Consider the following 20,940-nt stretch of genomic DNA (forward strand, 5'->3'; position numbering starts at 1 on the left):
TCACTGTGAAGAATTTTCGTTCGTTGCATGCGCCGGTGCTGCGACTGCTTTCCTAATGGACGTCAGGATGGAGAGTCCGTGAGCGAGCGCAGCGAGCGAACCATGTTGCAGCGCGCACTGCGCACGACGGAGCCGAGCGCAAGCGAGGCGTAGTCGTGAGCAGGTGAGCCGTAAGTCGGGGAGCGATGCACCGGATACCGATCAACCAACGACACTTCCGTTCGGGGTGGCTCTGGTCCGCGATCGGCTTGGTGGCCATCGCGGGTGCGGCCGTCTGGCTGACCCGCCCGGAACCGCTACGCTGTGTACCTACTGACGCGATGGTTCAGTCCGAGACATCGCGAACACCATTGGCCACCAGCAGTATTGGACCGACCACTACACCCGCCCCGCAACCGCAACCCGTCGTCTCGGGGGAGGCGCGCTTCTATTCTTTCAGCGAAGGTGTCGCGTGCTCGTTCTCCGGGCTGCCGATGGACGGCTTCTATGTGGGGATGTCGACGCCGGAGTACGGCAGGGCCGAGCCGTGCGGGGCGTATCTCGACATCCGAGGACCGCGCGGTGAGGTGCGTGCGCTCGTCGTCGACCGTTGCCCGGGATGCGCTCCGGGACAACTGGATTTGAGCACGGCTGCCTTCACGCAGATCGCCGATCTGTCCGACGGAGTGGCGAAAATTCACTACAGCGTGGTCCGCAACCCCGAGCCGCCGCCGGAACTGTCCTACGAGGTGAAACCGGACTCCACCACCGCCTGGCTGGCGATCCTGTTCGGCGGCGCCGGTAATCCGCTGCGGGAAGTCGCCCTTCGTCCGGATGCCGGTGGTCCGTGGCGGCACCTCACCCGCGGCACGGACAACTACTGGTCCATCTCCGGAGCCGGGGAAGGCCCGTTCACCGCGCGGGTCACCGACGTACACGGCAATGCGGCCGAGATCTTCGGCATCACTTTGGAATCGGGCGAACGGCCGACCGGCGCCCGGCTCTACACCGGGGCGCCGCCGATCGTCGCCCCCGCGACCACGCAGCCGCCGATAACCTCGCCCACCAGCCTCGCGGCCGCGCCGCGACCGCAACCACCGTCGAGCTTGTCCTCGGCAGGCTGTCAGCCCTGACCGAGTTTCGCGGCCAGCGCCCGGCCCGCGGCGCGCCCGGAGAAGATGCATCCGCCCAGGAAGGTGCCCTCCAGCGCGTTGTATCCGTGCACACCACCGCCACCGAACCCGGCCACCTCGCCCGCGGCGTAGAGGCCGGGGAACTCGGTGCCGTCCTGGCGCATCACCTGTGAGTCGAGGTTGGTTTGCAAGCCGCCCAGCGTCTTTCGGGTGAGGATGTTCAGCCGGACCGCGATCAGCGGACCGGCCGCCGGGTCGAGGATGCGATGCGGCTTGGCGACCCGGCCCAATTTGTCGCCGAGGTAGTGGCGCGCGTTGGTGATCGCCATCAGCTGACCGTCCTTGGAGTACTTGTTCGTTATTTCCCGGTCCCTGGCCACGATTTGGTGTTCCAGCGCGTCGTAGTCCAGCTGCGGACCGCGTGCGATCTTGTTCATTCCGGCCACCAGATCGCGCAGATTGTCCGCGACCACGAAGTCGACGCCGTGCTTTTTGAACGCCTCCACCGGACCCGGCGCACCCTTGGCGACCCGGCTCTTCATGGTGAGTTTGAGGTCCTTGCCGGTGATGTCGGGGTTCTGCTCCGAACCCGATAGCGCGAACTCCTTCTCGATGATCGACTGGGTGAGGACGAACCAGGAGTAGTCGTAGCCGGTGGCCAGGATCTCCTTCATCGTGGAATTGGTGTCGAAGCCGGGGAAACACGGTGCGGGCAACCGCTTTCCGTTCGCGTCGAACCACAGCGACGACGGGCCCGGAATGATCCGGATGGCGTGGTCGGGCCAGATCGGATCCCAATTGTTGATGCCCTCGGTGTAGTGCCACATGCGGTCCCGGTTGACGATGGCGCCGCCCGCGGACTCGGTGATGCCGAGCATCCGCCCGTCCACGTGCGCTGGCACGCCGGAAATCATCGTCTCCGGGCACTTGCCGAGCCGCTCGGTGGGCCAGTTGCGGCGGATCATCTCGTGGTTGTGCCCGATGCCGCCGGACGTGACGATCACCGCCTTCGCCCGGAACTCGAACTCGCTCACGACGTTTCGTGACGATGCCTTACCGCGCTCGAGATCGGTGTCCGCCAGAACGCTGCCGCGCACACCGACGACCGCACCGTCCTCGACGATCAGCTCGTCGACCCGGTGCCGGAAGCTGAAGTTGACCAACCCGCGCCGCTCGCCCTCCAGTACCGGTTCGGCGAACACCCGCACCACCTCGGGCCCGGTGCCCCAGGTGAGATGGAAGCGCGGCACCGAATTGCCGTGCCCGTCGGCGAAACCCCCGCCGCGCTCGGCCCAGCCGACCAGCGGTGTCACCCGCAGGCCGAGCTCGTGCAGATATTCGCGTTTCTCGGTCGCCGCGAACCGCACGTACGCCCGCGCCCACTGGCGCGCCCACAGATCCTCGTCGTCCCGGTCGAAACCGGCTGAGCCGAGCCAATCCTGCAGCGCGAGTTCGTAGGAGTCCTTGATGCCGAGGCGCCGCTGCTCGGGGGTGTCGACGAGGAACAGCCCGCCCAGCGACCAGAACGCTTGCCCGCCGAGGTTGTTGCGATTCTCCTGGTCCAGCACGTGCACCCGGCGGCCCGCCTTGACCAGTTCGTGGGTCGCGACCAAGCCGGCCAGTCCGGCGCCGACGACGATCACGTCTGCCTCTTGCGCGAATTCGGGACTGCTGTTGGACATATTCATCCTTCGGTTTCGGTGCTGTAGGCCAGCACGACGTGGCAGAAGAGTTCGGTGCGCCTGCGGCGCACGACGCGGCTGCGCGGTTCCATCAGCACCTGCACACTGGTGCCGTCGTGCACCGCGACGAGTGCCTGGCCGAGTGCCTCGGGATCGGACACGGTGCGGCCGATCCGGGCCAAGCCCGCGACCACGGTCGGCATCAGGGCGGCGACAATCGCCTCTTCCCGCGCCGCCATCACCCGCCGCAACTCCGGATTGCGCAGCGCGTGCGTGGTGAATTCCGCGGTGATCCGATACCAGCCCTCGTCGACCGGTACCGCACGCTCCATCCGCTCGACGGCCGCGCGCACGTCGTCGGTGCCGCCGACCGGGATGTCGTCGAGGATGCGCTGAACTTCGGCGAGCATGGCGGCCGAGCGCTGCTCCCACATCGCCAGGAACAGCTCGTCGAGCGAGCCGAAATTGGAGTAGAAGGCGCCGCGGGTGAAACCCGCCCGCTCGCAGACCCGCTCTACCGTGGCCCGGCCGAAACCCTCCTCGGAGAATGCCTCGTAGGCGGCGGTGAGTAGGCGCTCCCTGGTTTCGGCGCGGCGGCGGGTGACCCGGGTCGCCGAGGTTCCCGCGTCGCTGGACGACACCATCGGGCACCTCCTCGGACGGGACCGGTAGCCACCGGTCAAATGGATACAGAAACGTATTCAATACACAAATGTATCAGATGCAGAGCTGTGACGTGGCGAAACCGGGCAGGTAGGGTCGAACGCAGCTCGAAACGACCGTGCATCCTGACGACAAGGGGAGATCGGTATGACTGAGGTTGCTCGGGCGGCATCGATGACCGGCTGGCGCGTGCGACGCCCGGGACCGATCGATGCGGCGCCGTTGGATCGAGTGCACGAGCCGGTGCCGGAACCCGCCGCCGACGAATTGCTTGTGCGCGTGCTCGCGTGCGGAGTGTGCCGGACCGACCTGCATGTGGCGGAGGGGGATCTGCCGGTGCATCGCGTCGGTGTGGTGCCGGGGCACGAGGTCGTCGGTGAGGTCGTGGCAGTCGGCCCAGGGGTCGGCGCGACGGGGGAGGACTCCCGGATCGTGGAGAGCTTCGCGATCGGCGACCGCGTCGGCATCGCCTGGTTGCGGCACACCTGCGGTGCCTGCAAGTTCTGCCTGCGCGGCGCCGAGAACCTGTGTCCCCGTTCGGCTTACACCGGTTGGGACACCGACGGCGGGTACGCCGAATTCACCACTGTGCCAGCCGCTTACGCGCTTCGGCTGCCGGAAGGCTACGCCGACGCCGAAACGGCCCCGCTGCTGTGCGCTGGCATCATCGGCTACCGAGCGTTGCAACGAGCCGATCTACCCCCTGGTGGCCGCCTCGGTATCTACGGCTTCGGCGGCAGTGCGCACATCGCCGCGCAGGTCGCCTTGGCCCGCGGCGCCGAGGTGCACGTGATGACCCGCGACCCGGCGGCGCGGGAGCTGGCGCGGGACCTGGGCGCCGCCTCGGTCCAGGGCGCTGCGGATCCGCCTCCGGTACAACTAGATTCGGCGATCCTGTTCGCGCCGGTCGGTAGTCTGGTGCCGCCCGCCCTCGAGGCGCTCGATCGCGGCGGCGTCCTCGCGATCGCGGGTATCCACCTCAGCGACATACCGGCGCTGAATTATCAGCGGCAGCTGTTCCAGGAGCGGGAAATTCGCTCGGTCACCGCCAACACCCGTGCGGATGCCCACGAATTTCTCACGCTCGCAGGCGAACATCGCATAGAAGTGACCACCCATGGGTATCCCTTGGGGATGGCAAACCAGGCCCTCGCCGACCTCGCGCACGGACGTTTTACCGGCGCAGCGGTTCTCGTTCCCTAGAAAAGGGGCCCCAGGACACGATTCGGTGCTGAGTACGCATCGTTCGGGTCCAGTTGCTTGACGGCCAGCTCCGCCGTTCTTACCTTCGCAGATATAGCCGAGTGGCACTTGTCGCTGACAAGTGTCACTCGGCTTCTCACAACGGCGTGAGCGGGTGATCACGATGGCAAACCGGAAGGTAATTCATTTCGAAAAGTGGCGGGTGGTGCAGGCATTCATTGTGCTACTGCTCGTCGCGGGATTCGGAACGACGACAGGATCGAGTGCATGGGCGTCGCCTTGCACGGCGGTCGAGGTGGTGGTCGCAAGAGGCACCAATGAACCCGGGTATCTGGGTTCGGTGGTCGGCGACCCACTGTATGACACGCTACTGCAAGCGCTTCCGGTGAGCTCCAGCTCCTATCGCGTCAATTATCCTGCGGATCTGCTCGATCCGACATCGATCAGCCGCGGTACCCAGGACATGACCGCGCACGTGATGTGGCAGGCCTCGATGTGCCCGGACCAGCGATTCATCCTGGTCGGCTACTCGCAGGGCGCGATCGTCACGCACGGTGTGCTCGGCACCGGCATCGTCACGGCGCTCGGCGGCATGCACGTCCTGCCGTTCGAGCTCGAATCGAAGGTGGCGGCGGTGCTGCTGTTCGGCGATCCGGTCCGGCTGATCGGCTGGAATGTGCCAGGTCACTACGCGTGGCGCACCGCGAACTACTGCACCGGCGGTGATCCGGTCTGCGGTGCCGGCATCGATTTCGGGCAGCACGGCAACTACGGCTGGGCCATGTGGCCTGCCGCCGAGTTCGCCGCAGCGCGGGTCTGAGGCCCCAACCGGGGAATCCGCGACGGGGGTCGACGTGAAGTCGGCTCCCGCCGTTGCCGGTTCGCCTCCGGCGGTCGGGACCGCCGGAGGCGAATTGTTCGCTGTGCGCAGCAAATTCTCTGAAACGCCCGTGGTCCTTTTCGATTCGGAAACGCTGCGGCGAAATCCCGTGGAACGCGCGGAGATCGAGCGGGTGCGGCTCGACCGGGCGTGATAGACACAGCAAATGTCCGATGATCCCGACATCGCACAAGCCAGGGTCTTTCTGGACTTGCTCGCCGTACACGCCCGCACACTCGCGCGCGCCATCAATACCGCCGAAAGGACATTCCAAACACAGCGGCTGCGTGAACTACACGCCGAGCTGCACACGGTGCGTCACTGCATCGCGCGAATCCACTACCGCTATCCCGATATCGCGCCACCGCGTCGGGCGCGAATCTGAGTGATTCGACGCCCGATCGCTCACAATTTGCGAAATACTACGGGAAATCGGTGGCGGAGGGTCATATTTCCGTGACTACCACTGCAGACCTGGCACTACCCGGGCCACCCGCGCGGCGGGACCCGGCAGCGCCATCAACGGCATGAACACGGGTCCGAGCACCGTCAGCGGGCTGCGCCCCGCCTCACCGCCGGATTCCTTCGACGTCGCGTTCTTCTTCTTGCCCTGTGCCGCAGAGGATTCCCCGAAAAGGCGGAAGCCCTGATGCAGGATCGTCCGCTTCACCGAGGGCATGAGTAGATCGACGGCCTGGGCGAAGGTGCCGACCGGGGTGTCGATGCGGTGCGGGCGATCCTCGAGCGCGCGGACCACGATGGCAGCCGCCTGGTCCGGGTCGGGCACGGGCAGCGAGCGGTAGAGGTCGGTCGGCGCGATCATCGGGGTGCGCACCAGCGGCATCCGCACCGAGGTGAAAGTGATTCCCGCGTCTTGGTTTTCGACCGCGGCGATCTCGCTGAAATTGTCCAGCGCCGACTTGCTCGCGACATAGGCGGCGAACCGGGGCACCTTGGTCTGCACGGCGATCGAGGAGATATTGACGATGTGGCCGAAGCGCCGGGCCCGCATCGAGGGCAGCAGCGCCAGGATGAGCCGGACCGCACCGAAGTAGTTGACCGCCATCGTCCGCTCGAAATCGTGCATGCGGTCGGTGGAGTTCACCACCGAACGGCGAATCGACCGGCCCGCGTTGTTCACCAGGTAGTCGACGTGGCCGTGCTCGGTGAGGACGGTCTGCACCAGCGTCTCGACCGCGTCCGCGTCGGTGATGTCGCACGGATAGTCATACGCCACACCGCCTTCCGCACGCACCGAATCCGCCGCGTCGGCCAGATCGTCCTTGCCGCGGGCCACCATCAGGACGATGGCGCCGCGCCGGGCGACCGCGTGCGCGGTGGCCAGGCCGATGCCCGACGACGCGCCCGTGATGAGCACGATGCGGCCGTTGAGCGGTTCTCGCGAGACATCGGGGCGGTCGCGGTGCGGATCGAGGTTTTCCCGCCAGTACTGCCAGAGCCGGTCGGCGTAGCTGTCGAACGACGGCACGGACAGTCCGGTGCCGCGTAACTGCGCGCGAGTCGAGTCGGAGATGAACTCCGCCGAGAAGGACGTGTGCGGTGCGACGGCCGGGGGAATGCCCAACTGCTCCAACAGGAAATCGCGCACCGCGGGAACGCCCGGCAGTTGGGCCAGCCCGTTCAGCGCGAACGCGCTACCCGGCACGACGCCGACTCCGGTGGGCGCCCCCGCGGCAGCGGCGAGTGCGCCGTACACCTCGCTGAACGGCTGCGGTTCGGGGTTGACCAGATGGAAGGTGCGTCCGTCCAGGCCAGGACGTCGCACCAGTGCGGCCATCGCGGCGGCCACGTAGTCGACCGGCACGATGTTGGTCGCGCCGAGGTCGGGCAGTGGCATCGGCAGTTCCGACGGCAGCGCGGCGAGCTTGGCGATGGCCGAGAAGAAGTAGTAGGGACCGTCGATCTTGTCCATCTCGCCGGTGCGGGAGTCGCCGACGATGATCGCGGGCCGGTACACCCGCCAGCGCACCCCACGCGATTCGCGGACCAGCTTTTCCGCGGCGAACTTGGTCCGGTGGTACGGCGAGGTCAGCCGCTGTCCGAGGTCGAAGTCCTCCTCGAAGAACTTGCCCTTGTGGTCGCCGGCCACCGCGACCGACGAAACGTGGTGCAGCACAGCGCCGATCGAGCGAGCCAGGGCGAGCACCGACCGGGTGCCCGCGACATTGGCCGCGTGCGCGGTGTCCTCGTCGGCGGTCATGTCGTAGACGGCGCCGAGATGGATCACGTGATCGGCGTTCGGCGCCTCGCGGGTGAGGCCGAGCCCGTCCGCGGTGAGATCGCCGACCAGCGAGAACACGCGCTCGCCGCCGTTCCATTTGGTGGCGAGGTCGGCGAACTTCTGCAACGACTCCTCGCGCACCAGCACATGAATGACCGCGTCGGGATCATTGTCCAGGAGCTCCTGAACGACCCGACGCCCCAAGAACCCGGTACCGCCCGTCACGATGTAGGTAGCCATCGCCCTCTCCTGCTGTTCATTCGAACCGTGTTGTCGCACAAGTCATCCGGCATGCAACGGTGAATGCGGAGATATCGGTTCGGCCGCGACACGCACAACCTGACGCGGTTAACAGCGGTCGGGCCGAAAGTAGGAACCCCTTCGTCCTGACTTATAGGAAACAGTAATTGATCCTGATCAACCCCGGCAAGCGTTCCGGACCGGATCACGATGTGGGACTGATCACGCGTCGATGCAGGTCAAAGGGTAAGTGTTACAACAATTTCCAGGTATCCGTCTACTGGTCACTTGTCCAGTAGGTTGGAGCTATCGAAGGGCTATCGCTTCTCGACCCGGGCAGGCGGTACCTGGATGGGTGGCTTGTCGCGGAAGAACGCTTCGAAAGCGTCGAGATCGGTGGGGCCGGGGACATTGTCGGTGCCCTCGGTGAAGACGGTGAAGCCGTCGCCACCGGCGGCGAGGAAGCTGTTGGTGGTGATGCGGTAGGTGGCCGCCGGGTTGAGCGGCTGATCCGCGATCCGGACGCTGTCGGCAATCACCTTGGCGCCCTTGGGAGCCGACTCGGAATAGGCGTAGGTGATCCCGGCGGGGGACAGGACGGCGGGCTTGCTGGTATTGGTCCACTGTTGTTCGAGTAGGCGCAGCAGCTGCTGGCCGGTGAGGGTGACGGTGACGACCTGATTACCGAAGGGCTGGACCGTGAAGATGTCGCCGTAGGTGACCGGCCCGGCCTTCAGATCGGCTCGGACGCCGCCCGGGTTCATGAAGGCCGCCACCGCGGCGGCCGGGCCTGCGGTGGCCGACAACATCGAATCGGCGATGACATTGCCCAGCGGCGAGGTGCCCGACGAGTCCGGATCACGGGGCAGCGTAGCGGCGGCCGCACCGACCACCCTGGCCGCGCGCGGGCGGGCCTGCTCGGCGTAGAAGTCGACCAGCGCGGTGGTGGCGGCGTCGGGCGTCACGTCCCGGGTCACCACGCGGTTGACGGCCGACGCCTGCACGCCGCCTGGCGTGAACCGCAGTGTCAGATCGGTGATCAGCCTGCCGAAGGAAGCGGCCTGGGTGACCACCTTGCCGTCGATCGTGCACACATAGGACTGGTGGCTGTGCGCGGTGAACAGCGCTTTCACCGCCGGGTCGACGCCTTTGGCGAACCCGGCGACGTTCGGACTGATGTCGGCGCACCCGTTGTAGTCGACCGTGGCGTCTTTGTCCGTGTGCTGACTGCCGCCGTTGTGCATCAGCGCCACGACGGTCTCGGCACCCGCCGCCTTCAGCTCCGGCACGTACCGATTGATCGCCGCGACCTCGTCGCCGAATTGGTAGCCCCGAATGCCCTCGGGGAAAACGAGATTCACCGTGTCGGGGGTCACCGTGCCGACGACGCCGATCTTGTGACCGCCGACCTCCAGCATGGTCCACGGTTTCAGGGCGGGTGGCAGCTTGCCCTCGGCGTCGGTGACGTTCGCGGCAAGGTAGGGAAACTTGGCCCCGGTGAACGGCTCGCCCGGCGAACACCCGTCCAGCGCGCAGCCGCCCTGCTGCAACCGCGCCAATTCGAGGACACCGCGGTCGAATTCGTGATTGCCGACCGACGACGCGGCCATCCCGATGTTGTTCATGAACGTGATGGTCGGCTCATCCCGGAAGAGGCTGGAGACCAGTGGACTCGCCCCGATATCGTCACCCGCCGCGACCACCGCACTCGCCGGGTAGGCCGCCTTCAGCCGCGTCAGGTGCGTCGCCAGGTACGCGGCACCGCCCGCGTCGTAGCCCGCGACCTTCCCGGTCGAGCCGACCGGCGGCTGCAAATTGCCGTGAAGGTCGTTGAGCCCGAACAGATGTACCTCATCGGGCTGTGCTGCGGGCAGATCGTTGGTCGAGATCAGCGGGACAACACCCGGCGCGGTCGACGTCGGCCCGCTGCCCTTGTCGTCGGCGGTGCCGCATCCCGCGACCAGTGCGATGCTCATGACCCCGGCAACAACCATGGCAATGCGACGGCGCGCGTTCATGCTCAGACTGTCCCACGCGCGGCCCGGCGCTGCCACCGCACGCGCGCGGCGGGGTCGGTGTTCGCGCGGTGATCTCGTGCAGTTCACCGCGCATTCCGATCGGCTGGCTAGCCATTGAAGGCACAACCAGGTCCCGCTGTGCAGACGATCGGAGTGATGGTCACCATGACGAGTTCGATGACGCGACGCGATGCGATGAAGGTACTGGGGGCGGCGGGAGGTTTGGTGGCCGCCGGTGTCGGCCTGCCGATCGCCGCCGCGGCGCCGACGGCCGGGGAAATCCGGGTGCTGGCGATCAATATCTGGCTCGGCGGCAGCAAGATTTCCAACGGAATAGGTCTGGTCACGGATCTCATCATCGCCACGCAGGCCTCGGTTGTGCTGCTGTCGGAGGCGAACCGGGCTACCAACGCGATCGCGGCGGCGCTGGAGAAGAAGGGGCACAAGTTCAACGCGGTGTCCTCCGGGGACACGGGCCTGCTCTCGGCGTATCCCGTCGAGGACAGCGCCGACCTGCAGTGGATGGTCAAGGCGCGGCTGAACATCGGTGGCAAGCGGGTGACCGCCTACGCCGTACATCTCGAATATCGTTGGTACGCGACCTATCTGCCGCGTGGCTACGGTGCGGGCGTACCCGCGCCCGGCGAGTACTCCGAGCACGGCTGGAACAAGATGCCCGGCGGTCCGGTGACCGATCCCGCAGCGGTCCAGCGGGTCAACCTCGCGTCCGGCCGCCCCGACGTGATCGGCACGTTCCTCGCCGACGCGAAAGCGGAAGCGGCGGCTGGTAATTCGGTGATCATGGGTGGCGACTTCAACGAGCCCTCCGTGTTCGACTGGACGCCCGCGACGGCGAACCTGTTCGACCACAACGGCGTCGTGCTGCCATGGGAGAGCACGCGCCGACTGCAACAGGCCGGTTTCGTCGACGCCTACCGCTCCACCTACCCGAACCCGGTCACCCACCCCGGATTCACCTGGCCTGCCAGCAACCCCGACGCCCCGGTTTCCCAACTCACCTGGACGCCGGAGGCCGACGAACGCGACCGCATCGACTACATTTTCGCGGGCCCCGGCTCCGCACTGAACCTGACCGGCGCCGGAATCGTCGGTCCGCGCGGCTCGATTGTGCGCAATGTCCGCCAGGACGAAAACACTCAGGACAATTTCATCGCTTCGCCTGCGAAATGGGTGACCGACCACAAAGCGGTCCTAGCGACTTATCGACTCGACTGATCGCGCCGATCGAGCGGAACACGGATGCGCTCGCGCGGTTCAGCGCAACCGTGTCCCGCTCGGTCGAACGCGGCGCACCGACTGGTGCGGGCGTTCCGTGGTCTGCGGTCCGGGGAGTGACATACTGCCTAGTCAAAGCGACAGGCAGGTGAAGTTCACGACCACATGGAGGGCTCGGTCTTTGAAATTCTCACACCAAACCTGGCTGGTGACGTGCGCGCTCGCTACCGCGTTGGTGCTGCCCGGATCGCCCGCACACGCGGAGAGTTCGCTCTTCGGTGTGGCGCCGGAGGTCAGCACGCAGATTTGCGACGGTAAAGATCATGACGACCGTTGGTATCAGGAGGTCGGCGATTGGCTGGAGCTCTCACCCGCCATCTTCGACAAACCGGTGCACAGTGAAACCCGCGGCGAACTCTTCGGAAATCCCGCGTTCATCCCCGACACCCGGCGCGAGACCTGTGAAAAGCACGACGCCTATAACGAAAAGCTCAAAGAATTGATCACCAGGTACTACCAGCCCGGAAATCTGCACCAGGACTGCGAAAACGCCGCAGGACTACAGCGATTCATCGATCGAAGGCTCGCCCTGTTCGGCTGGATCGCCGCCAACGACTGGAACGCTCCCGAACCACCCGCCCCCACCTGTTCGGTCTGAGGCGCATTCGGACGGGACATCACCGACGGCGTTCCGGCGTTGCGCTGCAACGATGTCCCGCTCGGTGCTCGTCAGCGGAGGGTGTATCCGCCGTCAGGGTAGAGGGTCGATCCGGTGGTGAAGGTGTTGGTGAAGAGGTAGAGGACGGCGTGGGCGATTTCGTCTTCGGCGGCGGGGCGGGCGAGGACGGATTCGCGGCGGTATTGGTCGAATGCCGCTTCGCGGACGGTATCCGGCCGGTTCGCCCACAGCTGGCCGTCGACCGTGCCCGGCGAAACCACATTGACCCGGACCGGGGCGAGTTCGACCGCGAGGCCGCGGCCGAGGCCCTCGATGGCGGCGTTGCAGGCGACGTAGGCGGGGGCCAGGCCAGCGGGGCGCGCGGAGGCCGCGCCCGCCATCAAGACCACCGATCCGTCGTCGGCGAGCTTGGGTGCGGCCAAGCGGACCGCGTGGTACTGGCCCCAGAACTTGGAGTCGAACGGTGACGCGGCGGCCGCGTCGCTGAGCTCGCGCATCGGCCCGACCTCGTAGGAGGCGGCGGTCGTGAACAGGTGATCGACGCGCTCGATGCCGTCGAAGAAGGCGGCCAGTGCGGCGGTGTCGCCGGTATCCACGGTCTGCCAGGTCGCAGCGTCGCCCAGTTCCTGTGCCGCGGCCGCCAATCGCGATGCGGTGCGGCCGCCCAACACCACTCGACCGCCTGCCGCCACGACTCGATGGGCGACTCGCAACCCGATGCCGGACCCACCACCGATCAGCACGACCGTACGCCCTCGAAGATCTCCGGCACCGTTCAGCGACATACTGCTGCCTCCCTCGCACTAATCCTTATCCGGCCACTGCCCGCAACCGTTGGGCGACGCCCGCTATTCCCGCACGACCGGTTCGGGGCGGTCGCGCAGCATCCGGCTGGTCACCGTCGCACCGTGCGCGTCCGAGGTCAGGCGAGGGACCGGGAGACGATGGCGGCCATCTGGGAGCGGAAGGCGGCGGGGGAGAATGCCTCGGCGTGGGCACGGATGGCCTGGGGAGCGTAATCAGCGGGGTCGAAGTCGCGCATGACTTCGGCGAGTTGGTCGACCACCGTTTCGTCGGGTCCGTACGGAATGTGTTCACCGGTGGTGCCCGGATCGACGGTGTCGAGGGCACCGCCACGGTCAACGGCGAGAATCGGTGTGCCGCAGGCCATTGCTTCGACCGGGACGATGCCGAAGTCCTCGACACCGGGCATGAGCAGCGCGCGGCACCGGCGGTAGGTGTCGAGCAGTACCTCATGCGAGGTGGCGCCGAGGAAGGTGGTTTCCGGGCCCGCGAGGGTTTCGAGCTGCGCACGGAAGCGGCCGTCGCCGAGGATGACGAGGCGGCAGCCCGCTCGCTGGGCGGCGCGGATGGCTAGGTCCGGGCGTTTGTACGGGACGAGTCGGCCCGCGAAGAGGAAGAAGTCGTCGCGGCCGGTCGTGGGGTCGGGGGTGAATCGGTCGATCTGGACCGGTGGGTAGGTGACCGTCGAGGGCAGTCCCCACCAGTCGCTGATGCGGGCGGCGACGGCGCGCGAGTTGGCCACGACGTGGGAAAGTCGAGGGGCGGCGCGCAATTCGGCGCGGCGCGCGAGATGACCCAGCGCGGTGAGGGCGAGTTGACCTGCCCGGCCGCCCGCCTCCTTGGTGCGGAAGTCCTTGTCCCAGGCCCATCTTGCCGGGCTGTGTACGTAGGCGATCACGGGTGCGTCGGTGGCGAAGGCGGCCTGGGTGGCGAAGGCATGGTGGCTCACGACAACGGCGTCGAAGCGGTTCGCGAGCGGGAGGCCTCGCAAGGTGCGAGGAACGAAGGGGAGCAGCGGGGCGTGGGAACGGCGGCCGGTGCCGAGGTAGGCGCGGCTCAGCCAGGTGTCGTGCACGGTGGTGAGCGGCGGACGAACGCCGTCGGGGTCGACAATGGGCGCGAAAACTTGCGCACCCGGCCAGGTTTCGGCCAGCTCGCCGACCACCGCCTCGGAACCGCCGAATTCGGTGAACCGCTCGTGCACGATCGCGATGCGCGGTGTGCTCATGCGAGCGCAGGCTGATCGTGCGCGAGACCGGTCACCCGGGCGCGCGAGCCGCTCGATTCGGCGGCCGATGCGTGATTGCCGAGCGTGCCTTTGTGCACGCCGTGCCATTCCGGCACCCGCCCGCCCGGGTGAATCCCACTGGCTGACGGCATCATTCATGCTCCGGCAAGATTCGGCGCGGTGCCGCGCGGCGGCGAATGGCCGGTGCGACGGGGCGGCCATCGAGCAGGCCGTCGACGCTGCCCTGCTCGATTGCCTTGCGGTAGACGGCGGTCGCTTCACGGCAGGCCGCGATCGTCTCGTCGATATCGGCATCGGTGTGTGCGGCGGAGGTGACGAAGGATTGGCCGAGGACACCGTGATTTAGCAGTTCCTGCAAGAACAGCGTGCGGAACTCTTGCGAGGGACGAAAATTGGCGTCGCGGGTGACGAAGATGAGGCAGGACGGGCGGCCGAGGACCTGGAGGTGGTCGCCGATGCCGAGGTCAGCGGCGGCGGCATTGACGCCCGCCGCGAGGCGGCGGCCCGCGTGCTCCATCCTGGCGATGGGGTCGCTGGTTCGGTACTCGTGCACCACCGCACGGAACGCCGCGAGCGAACTCGACTCCGGGCCGTGCGTGGTGGACAGCAGAAAGACCCGGTCGCGGTCGGTGCGCAGGCCGCCGAGCTCCATGAATTCGCGTTTGCCCGCCAGCGCGGAGAGCGGAAAACCGTTGCCCATCGCCTTGCCCCAGCAGGACAGATCGGGCCGGACGCCGTACACCGCCTGCGCGCCACCGGCCGACCAGCGGAAGCCGGTGATCATCTCGTCGAAGATGAGCAGCGTGCCGTAGCGGTCGCACAGGGCGCGAACGCCCGCCAAAAAACCGGGTTCCGGTTCGACGAGCGCGGTGGCGGCCTCCATCACGACCGCGGCGACCACGCCCGAATCCAGCACGGCGGCCAGCGACGGGAGATCGTTGTAGCGGAATCGCACGGTGCTCGCGGCGGTTTCGCTGGGAATGCCGCTGTCCATCGCCGTGGTCCCGATGAACCAGTCGTCGACCGAGAAGAACGGTTGATCGCAGACGGCGATCGCGGTCCGGCCGGTGGCCGCCCTGGCCAGCCGGACCGCGGCGGTGGTGGCGTCGGAGCCGTTCTTGGCGAACTTCACCATGTCGGCGCCGGGCACGAGGGTCAGAAAGTCCTGTGCCGCCAGCAGTTCGAGTTCGGTCGGTCGACTGAAGCTGATGCCGTCGGCGATCGCACGGTGCACGGCGTCCAGCACCGGCGCGCAGGCGTGGCCGAGGGTGACCGAACGCAGGCCCATGCCGTATTCGACGTAGCAGTTGCCGTCCGCGTCCCAGACCCGGCAGCCGCTGCCGCGCACCAGGATCGGCGCCATGAACTCCGGATACTGGTCCGGGCCCCTGGCGTAGGTGTGCGCTCCGCCAGGCACCAGCTCGTGCAGCCGGGCCTGTAGTTCATTGCTGCGGGTGAATCGGCGGGGTGCCGCCGGCTCATCAGGAATTGGCTCCACGGTGCGCTCCTGGAGGGTCGGATAACGGTCAGTGCTGGTCGGTCGGCCCCAGCGTCCGTCTGGTGGACCGGGCCGCCGAACCCGAGTCCGATTCCGCGACCACGCAGAGGGTGACGGCCCACAGGTCGTGATCGGCGCGGCGCCCCGTTGCGCCGACGTAGCCGCGCATCCGGCCCTCGCGCAGCATGCCGACGCGAGCGGCGATATCGGCCGAGCGGTGGTCGGCCGGCTCGATGGCCGTGGCGACGCGGCACAGACCGAGGGTGCCGAAGGCGTGGGCGAGCAGCAGCCGGGTCGCCACGGTGCGGATGTCGTCGCCGTGGGCGGGATCGGTCCAGACGAACATGCGGGCGTTGCGGTCGAACATGTCGAGGTCGAACAGCCGAGCCTCCCCGACGTACTCCCCGTCGACCTCGATCGCCAGCACGAGCCCGCTCGCCGAACGTAAACCAGGACGGGCGCAATGGAATTGGCGCAACCAGCGAAACCAGGTGTGCTGTCGTGCCCAGGTGGCTCCGGTGGCCGCCGCATCCGGGTCCAGCAGGGCGCGACTACGCAATCGGGCTGCGCGCCACCGGCTCCAGTCGGACAGTCTCCGGTTTCGCAGGACTATCTCGCGACGGTCGGGATCGGAGAGCCGGACCGGTCGCGGAGTGCGCAGCGGATCGAGCAGATGCCGCGCCCGGCCCGCGTAGTAGCGGGTGGTAGCGACGAGCACGGCGGTCTTGGGCAACGTAGCGTCGATCGCGTCGTCACGCACTGCGGGCGGCGGCGTGCGATGCTGTGCATCGCAGCGGTCTAGGCAACGGCGGACGAATCCGTTGGGTGGGGTATCCGCCTTGATAACCGCCCACAGTTCGTGGTCGCGCCGGGCGCCGCCCGCATCGAAGTAGCGGCCCATCAAGGCTTCCCGCTGGAACCCGATCCCGGCGGCGCCGCGCGCGGCGGCGACATTCGCCGGGGAGATCGGCGCGGTGATCCGTTCGAGGCCGAGCTGACCGAATCCGTACTCCACTAGCATCGCCGACGCCAGGCCGCCGAGCCCGTGGCGGGCGACCTCGGCGTCCACCCAGATGCCCAATTCCGCGGCACCGGTGGCGGTATCGATCGAGCCGAGTTCCACCTGGCCGGCGAAGTGCCCGTCCACTTCGATCGCCGTCGTCAGCCGCCGCCCTGCCCTCGCCTCGGCGCGGGCCATCAAACACTCACGCACCCAGAGGGTTCCGGAGTGCCGCTCCTCCCAGTCCAATGGCGAGCTGTACCAGAACGGTTCGATATAGCGCCGATCGCGCAGCCGGAGGTGCCGCCAGTACGGGTAATCCGCGATCCTGGCCTGCCGCAGCACGACGGTCCGCCCGTGCAGGGACACGGGCCCGAGACTGATGTGCGCCAACGATTTCGGCCGAGTCGACATGGTGCCTACTCGCGCGGTCGTTGTTTGCCGAGCGACATGGTCTTGAGCACGCCCTCGGTGGAGACGGACAGCCGCCAATAGGTGCCCGACGAGTCCTTGAGGACGATTCCCCCCTCGGTGTGCTCGGAAAGCCAGGTGCCGCTGGCCAGTACGGCGGAGCGCAGCGCACCGTCGGGTGCTTGCGCCTGGAAGACATCGGCATCGCCGCGTCCCGCTTTGGCCACGATGGTTCCGGTGAACGAGGGCGCGTGCATGCTGGTGCGATTGAGCACGTGCCATCGTTCCGGAAATACCGCGGCATTGAGATCGTCTGCCGCCGTGGAGATCAGGTTCACCGCCGTACCCTCGGGACAACCGGTCGGATCGATCCGCAGCTCGATGGGCGGACGGTCCAGATCCTTGTCGAACTGCACGTTGGCGAGATACGGCTGGCGGCAATAGATCAGGTCGATGCCGACCGTGCGCGCCGCGACCTTGCAGTTGATCATGCCGAATTGCGCGGGCCCGCCGCGCTCGGCCCGGCCGACGGACAGCGCGATGTCGGCCCCCTCGAACCAGATGTTGGTGAGCCACCAATCGTTCGCCGCACCATCGATGACGATGTGTTTGTCGGTGGTGCGCGGGTCGGCGTCGGACACGAATTCGACGTTGGTGAGCGCCAATCCGGCGTTGTGGTCGTTGCCGGTGCCGAGCACTCCGATGAAGTTGCTGGTGAGCTTGGACGAGGTCACGTAGTTCTGGATGCAGGAGGTGACGATGCCGTAGCCGAAATTGTTGATATCGCAGTTGAGGAATGCGGTGCCGCCGGTATTGCCCTCCAGCACCACACCGCGCTGCTCGAGATAGCGCGGATGGTTGTCGCTGAGGTGGTTGCCGCGGATCACCACCGAATCGAACGAGCAGCGGAAGCATTCGGACAACACGAACGCCGTCGACTTCGGCCCGGCCAGGTAGAAGCCGATCCGGGCGAACCGTACCCGGTTGCGCTTGTGCAGCGTGATGAGCGTGGTGTCGGCTTCACAGCTCACCACGCTGATATCGGCGCCGTCGCCGAGGATCGTCGCGTAGTCGCCGAGTTCGGGCCATGCCGTCACCCGGTAGTGGCCCGCGGGCAGATACATCACCAGCGGAGCGCCCGCGACAGCGGCCGCCGCCGCGATCGCCGCCGTATCGTCGGCGACCCCGTCGCCGACGGCGCCGAAATCACGGACATTGCGGGCAGCCGGTGCGTCGCTGACGTGCGGGGAACGGAATTCGATGCCTGGACTCTCGGAGGAGCCGCACCCTGCCAGGACCGGCACCGCGCCGACGGCGCCGAGTGCTGCGGCGAGCATGCTTCGCCTGCCGACCGCATCATCGCTCATAGCCGCAGCCTCCCGCTGAGTCGCTGCAGCCGGTTGCCCGGCTTGCTGTACGCTACCGCGCCGGTCAGCTTGTTGTCGCCGAATGTGGCCAGCGCACCGCGCAATTGCGGGGCGCTGGTGCTGCCGAGCAGCACGACGCCGATGGTCTGCGTACAGAGCGGAGCCAGGGCGATGGCGTCGGCGGCCCGCGTCACCGGGGCGGTCTGCACCAGGACGTGGTCATAGTCGGTGCGCAGTTTCTCGAGGACCGTGGCGAACCGGTCCGAGGCGAGCAGATCGGGTGTCTGGTCGTCGGCGTTGCCCAGGGGCAGGACCGTGATGCCGTGCTGCGACCATGCGGTGAGCGCCTCGGGCACCGGCGCGGCGCCGCGCAACACCGCGGCGAGACCGGCGCTCTGGTTCGGCGCGACGGCGCTCGAGCTGCCGTTGCCCGAGGTATCGGCGTCGATGAGGACCACCTTGCTGCCGGTGTCGGCGAACGACTTCGCCAGTGCCACCGCGACTTCCGGTTCCGATCGGGATGAAAGGCTGGTCAACAGGACGGTTCTGGCCTCGCCGTCGCGCAGCAGCCGGGTGCGCAGCCTGCGGGTCTCGTCGGCGGCGCCGGGCCGTCCCGCGTCGATGATGCCGAGGATCGGCACCGGCAACGCGGCTTCCAGGTCGGTGGAGGTGCGCAGGGTGCGGTCGGTGCGGTCGCGGACGAAGGCGGCCGCGCAGCCGAGGGCGAGTCCGGCCAGCAGACCGAGGGCCAGGATGCGTTTCCCCTGCGGTCCGCTCGGTGCGGCGGGCACTTCGGCGCGGTCGACCACGGTGACCCGGGCCGCCGGTGCGGCATCGCGTTGGATGGTCTCCAATTCGTCGATGAGACGGCGGAATTGGGCCACTACGGCGTTGGCCAGATCGCGCGCACCCTCGGCGGTCGAGGTCTGGACGGTGACGATGATGTTGGTCGTCGCGGGCGGCGAGAACGCCTTGATCCGGCCCTGTACCTCGGCGACGGACATCTCCAGCCCGAGTTCGTCGATCACGCGCTTGGCGACGGTGGCGCTGGTGGCCAGGTCGAGGTACGAGCGGACCCGCTGCTGAGCGGCCAGCCCGCCCTGGTAGGAATCGTTGACCGACGTTCCGGTCGCCATCGACACGTACATGCTGCTGGAGGCGACGTACGTGGTCGGGAGCGTGCTCAGGTAGCCGAATGCGCCGGCCAGGCACAGCACCACCACCGCGGCGATGATGATCCAGCGCCGGCGCGCGATCTGCCAATAATCGATCAATCCCATGGGGACGCTTTCTTTTCGGTGGTAGCCCCGGCTAGGACAGGTTCGGTGACCGGCGGCGGCTGCGGTCTGGTGCGTCGCCGGTACTCGCGCACCAGCAACGAGATGAGCCAACCGAGCACGGCGGCTTGCAGAAATTTGCCGAGATTCTCCATGCTGCCCAGGATTCCGCGTTCGAACAGTGCCGAGGAGCCGGTCATCGCGAGCCCGAGCACCACCACCGGGTAGTAGCGCGAATAGAGGGCCTTGCCCCAGGCGAGCAGCAGGAGGAAGGTGAACCCGGCGCAGACGGCCACCCCCGGATAGCCGCCGAGCACATACCCTTCGTTGAGGTTGCCCTCGGCGAGCGATACCGACACCTTGGTCATGTCGACCGAGGCGCCGCGCACCTCCTGGGCCCACGCGGTGCCGGACTGGAACTTGGCGGTGCCGAGCAGCTGGCTGGGGACCAGGCTGGTCACGGCGTTTCGCAGCGCCTCGGCAGGTGTCAGCCAGAAGCCGGGCCCGTGGTAGTAGGCGTCGGTCGCCGCCTCGAGCAGGTCGAACCGGCGCAGGATGCTCAGGAACGGTTGGATCAGCGGCGGATAGCTCGAATCGGTCAGCGCTGCTTCGGCTTTCGCGTACTCGGTCTGCTTCAACGACTGTAACCAGCCGAACCCGCCGATGCCGAGCACCGCGATGGCCGCGACGGATACTGCCTTCGTCCTGGTCCACCCGAGGATCGCGAAGCGGATGGCGACGGCGAGCGCGGCCCCGATGATCGGTGTCTTCGATTCGACCACCGCGGTCCAGGCCAGCTCGCCGAGGAGCAACCCGCCGATGATCAGCACAGTGGTCGCGGGACGGCTGGGCCGGACGAAGATGATCAGCCCGAGGGCCGAGATGGTCGCCAGGATGGCGACGAAGGACAGGATGGGATTGGCGCTGTCGACCTCGCCCGCACCGCCGACGGTTCCGGTGGCGATCGACGCGGCACGGCCGAACAGGCCGACCCCGTACATAGCGGCGAGCGTCGCCACGAAATCTGGGTCACCGCTGAGCGCGGGCAGTTCGGCGCGTGGCCGCCGCCTGACCCAAAGGGCATAGGCGACAACAAATCCCGCGTACACCCACAGGCCGAACGCGACGTGCTCGAGCACCAGCGCGATGCCGCGGTCGTAGCCGAACTCGGCCAGCCGCGGATCCGGGACGTTGTCCCCGTAGCGCGGTTCCGGTCGCACCCACAGCAGGACCAGCGGTCGCGCCAGATAGGACAGCGACCAGAACGCCGCCTGCGCGATCAGGAACACCCGCGCGACGCCGGGCATCGTGGTGGCCGCGACCACGATCGTGGCGAGCGCGAGGGCGATCAGCAGCACCTCGTTGATGGGGTTCATGAC

At 67.4% G+C, this 20,940-nt stretch carries 18 protein-coding genes; 6 read left to right on the top strand and 12 right to left on the bottom strand.

What is annotated here, in order from left to right; all coding sequences use genetic code 11:
* Positions 1-185: 185 nt before the first annotated feature.
* Positions 186-1,112: an expansin EXLX1 family cellulose-binding protein gene (locus KV110_RS19595; protein WP_218477804.1), complete on the top strand. Its 927-nt coding sequence runs from the start codon at positions 186-188 to the stop codon at positions 1,110-1,112.
* Here KV110_RS19595 and KV110_RS19600 read toward each other — a convergent pair.
* Positions 1,103-2,800 carry an FAD-binding dehydrogenase gene (locus KV110_RS19600; RefSeq protein ID WP_218477805.1) on the bottom strand — a complete coding sequence of 566 codons (1,698 nt, stop codon included), beginning with the start codon at positions 2,798-2,800 and terminating at the stop codon, positions 1,103-1,105. The genes KV110_RS19595 and KV110_RS19600 overlap by 10 nt on opposite strands.
* Positions 2,797-3,438, bottom strand: coding sequence for a TetR/AcrR family transcriptional regulator (locus KV110_RS19605; RefSeq protein ID WP_218477806.1), 642 nt, complete (start codon positions 3,436-3,438; stop codon positions 2,797-2,799). The genes KV110_RS19600 and KV110_RS19605 overlap by 4 nt, the downstream gene beginning before the upstream one ends.
* A 193-nt stretch (positions 3,439-3,631) precedes the next feature.
* On the opposite strand from KV110_RS19605, the gene KV110_RS19610 reads away from it, so the two are divergent.
* From KV110_RS19610 to KV110_RS19620, 3 genes are all read left to right on the top strand, one after another.
* On the top strand, positions 3,632-4,660 hold the full coding sequence (locus KV110_RS19610; protein WP_218478647.1) for a zinc-binding alcohol dehydrogenase family protein: 1,029 nt from the start codon (positions 3,632-3,634) through the stop codon (positions 4,658-4,660).
* Positions 4,661-4,823: 163 nt separating this feature from the next.
* On the top strand, positions 4,824-5,480 hold the full coding sequence (locus tag KV110_RS19615) for a cutinase family protein (RefSeq protein ID WP_246634643.1): 657 nt from the start codon (positions 4,824-4,826) through the stop codon (positions 5,478-5,480).
* Positions 5,481-5,706: 226 nt separating this feature from the next.
* Entirely contained in the window at positions 5,707-5,925 is a 219-nt protein-coding gene (locus KV110_RS19620) for a hypothetical protein (RefSeq protein ID WP_218477807.1), read from the top strand.
* A gap of 75 nt (positions 5,926-6,000) precedes the next feature.
* Here KV110_RS19620 and KV110_RS19625 read toward each other — a convergent pair whose 3' ends face one another.
* Together KV110_RS19625 and KV110_RS19630 are read right to left on the bottom strand one after the other, a co-directional pair.
* Positions 6,001-8,022: an SDR family oxidoreductase gene (locus KV110_RS19625; RefSeq protein ID WP_218477808.1), complete on the bottom strand. Its 2,022-nt coding sequence runs from the start codon at positions 8,020-8,022 to the stop codon at positions 6,001-6,003.
* 317 nt (positions 8,023-8,339) lie between these two features.
* On the bottom strand, positions 8,340-10,040 hold the full coding sequence (locus tag KV110_RS19630; RefSeq protein ID WP_246634644.1) for a bifunctional metallophosphatase/5'-nucleotidase: 1,701 nt from the start codon (positions 10,038-10,040) through the stop codon (positions 8,340-8,342).
* Between the two features lie 177 nt (positions 10,041-10,217).
* On the opposite strand from KV110_RS19630, the gene KV110_RS19635 reads away from it, so the two are divergent.
* Both KV110_RS19635 and KV110_RS19640 read left to right on the top strand, forming a co-directional pair.
* Positions 10,218-11,276: an endonuclease/exonuclease/phosphatase family protein gene (locus KV110_RS19635; RefSeq protein WP_246634645.1), complete on the top strand. Its 1,059-nt coding sequence runs from the start codon at positions 10,218-10,220 to the stop codon at positions 11,274-11,276.
* Positions 11,277-11,457: 181 nt separating this feature from the next.
* Complete coding sequence (locus KV110_RS19640; RefSeq protein ID WP_218477809.1) at positions 11,458-11,934, top strand: hypothetical protein; 477 nt, start codon at positions 11,458-11,460, stop codon at positions 11,932-11,934.
* Positions 11,935-12,005: 71 nt separating this feature from the next.
* Here KV110_RS19640 and KV110_RS19645 read toward each other — a convergent pair whose 3' ends face one another.
* The 8 genes from KV110_RS19645 to KV110_RS19680 form a co-directional block, all read right to left on the bottom strand.
* On the bottom strand, positions 12,006-12,740 hold the full coding sequence (locus KV110_RS19645) for an SDR family oxidoreductase (protein WP_218477811.1): 735 nt from the start codon (positions 12,738-12,740) through the stop codon (positions 12,006-12,008).
* A 137-nt stretch (positions 12,741-12,877) separates the two neighbouring features.
* Complete coding sequence (locus KV110_RS19650) at positions 12,878-13,987, bottom strand: glycosyltransferase (protein WP_218477812.1); 1,110 nt, start codon at positions 13,985-13,987, stop codon at positions 12,878-12,880.
* Entirely contained in the window at positions 13,984-14,142 is a 159-nt protein-coding gene (locus KV110_RS19655) for a hypothetical protein (protein ID WP_218477813.1), read from the bottom strand. Before KV110_RS19655 ends, KV110_RS19650 begins: the two co-directional genes overlap by 4 nt.
* On the bottom strand, positions 14,139-15,506 hold the full coding sequence (locus KV110_RS19660) for a glutamate-1-semialdehyde 2,1-aminomutase (protein WP_218477814.1): 1,368 nt from the start codon (positions 15,504-15,506) through the stop codon (positions 14,139-14,141). Before KV110_RS19660 ends, KV110_RS19655 begins: the two co-directional genes overlap by 4 nt.
* Positions 15,507-15,534: 28 nt before the next feature.
* Complete coding sequence (locus KV110_RS19665; RefSeq protein WP_218477815.1) at positions 15,535-16,920, bottom strand: GNAT family N-acetyltransferase; 1,386 nt, start codon at positions 16,918-16,920, stop codon at positions 15,535-15,537.
* A 5-nt stretch (positions 16,921-16,925) separates the two neighbouring features.
* On the bottom strand, positions 16,926-18,284 hold the full coding sequence (locus tag KV110_RS19670) for a glycoside hydrolase family 55 protein (RefSeq protein WP_218477816.1): 1,359 nt from the start codon (positions 18,282-18,284) through the stop codon (positions 16,926-16,928).
* A complete protein-coding gene (locus KV110_RS19675; RefSeq protein WP_218477817.1) occupies positions 18,281-19,564 on the bottom strand; it encodes a GNVR domain-containing protein in 1,284 nt (427 codons plus the stop codon). Before KV110_RS19675 ends, KV110_RS19670 begins: the two co-directional genes overlap by 4 nt.
* The gene (locus KV110_RS19680; protein ID WP_218477818.1) at positions 19,555-20,937 is read right to left on the bottom strand and encodes a hypothetical protein; all 1,383 of its coding nucleotides are present in this window, start codon (positions 20,935-20,937) and stop codon (positions 19,555-19,557) included. Before KV110_RS19680 ends, KV110_RS19675 begins: the two co-directional genes overlap by 10 nt.
* Positions 20,938-20,940 lie beyond the last annotated feature (3 nt).

It is taken from the genome of Nocardia iowensis (assembly GCF_019222765.1).
Lineage (GTDB): Bacteria > Actinomycetota > Actinomycetes > Mycobacteriales > Mycobacteriaceae > Nocardia > Nocardia iowensis.

Bases quoted from the DNA above. Each gene is read 5' to 3' on its own strand.
- KV110_RS19630 (WP_246634644.1), bottom strand. From the start codon at position 10,040: ATGAACGCGCGCCGTCGCATTGCCATGGTTGTTGCCGGGGTCATGAGC.
- KV110_RS19675 (WP_218477817.1), bottom strand. From the start codon at position 19,564: ATGGGATTGATCGATTATTGGCAGATCGCGCGCCGGCGCTGGATCATC.
- KV110_RS19605 (WP_218477806.1), bottom strand. From the start codon at position 3,438: ATGGTGTCGTCCAGCGACGCGGGAACCTCGGCGACCCGGGTCACCCGC.
- KV110_RS19595 (WP_218477804.1), top strand. From the start codon at position 186: ATGCACCGGATACCGATCAACCAACGACACTTCCGTTCGGGGTGGCTC.
- KV110_RS19650 (WP_218477812.1), bottom strand. From the start codon at position 13,987: ATGAGCACACCGCGCATCGCGATCGTGCACGAGCGGTTCACCGAATTC.
- KV110_RS19625 (WP_218477808.1), bottom strand. From the start codon at position 8,022: ATGGCTACCTACATCGTGACGGGCGGTACCGGGTTCTTGGGGCGTCGG.
- KV110_RS19620 (WP_218477807.1), top strand. From the start codon at position 5,707: ATGTCCGATGATCCCGACATCGCACAAGCCAGGGTCTTTCTGGACTTG.
- KV110_RS19615 (WP_246634643.1), top strand. From the start codon at position 4,824: ATGGCAAACCGGAAGGTAATTCATTTCGAAAAGTGGCGGGTGGTGCAG.
- KV110_RS19635 (WP_246634645.1), top strand. From the start codon at position 10,218: ATGACGCGACGCGATGCGATGAAGGTACTGGGGGCGGCGGGAGGTTTG.
- KV110_RS19665 (WP_218477815.1), bottom strand. From the start codon at position 16,920: ATGTCGACTCGGCCGAAATCGTTGGCGCACATCAGTCTCGGGCCCGTG.
- KV110_RS19610 (WP_218478647.1), top strand. From the start codon at position 3,632: ATGACCGGCTGGCGCGTGCGACGCCCGGGACCGATCGATGCGGCGCCG.
- KV110_RS19655 (WP_218477813.1), bottom strand. From the start codon at position 14,142: ATGATGCCGTCAGCCAGTGGGATTCACCCGGGCGGGCGGGTGCCGGAA.
- KV110_RS19645 (WP_218477811.1), bottom strand. From the start codon at position 12,740: ATGTCGCTGAACGGTGCCGGAGATCTTCGAGGGCGTACGGTCGTGCTG.
- KV110_RS19600 (WP_218477805.1), bottom strand. From the start codon at position 2,800: ATGAATATGTCCAACAGCAGTCCCGAATTCGCGCAAGAGGCAGACGTG.
- KV110_RS19680 (WP_218477818.1), bottom strand. From the start codon at position 20,937: ATGAACCCCATCAACGAGGTGCTGCTGATCGCCCTCGCGCTCGCCACG.
- KV110_RS19670 (WP_218477816.1), bottom strand. From the start codon at position 18,284: ATGAGCGATGATGCGGTCGGCAGGCGAAGCATGCTCGCCGCAGCACTC.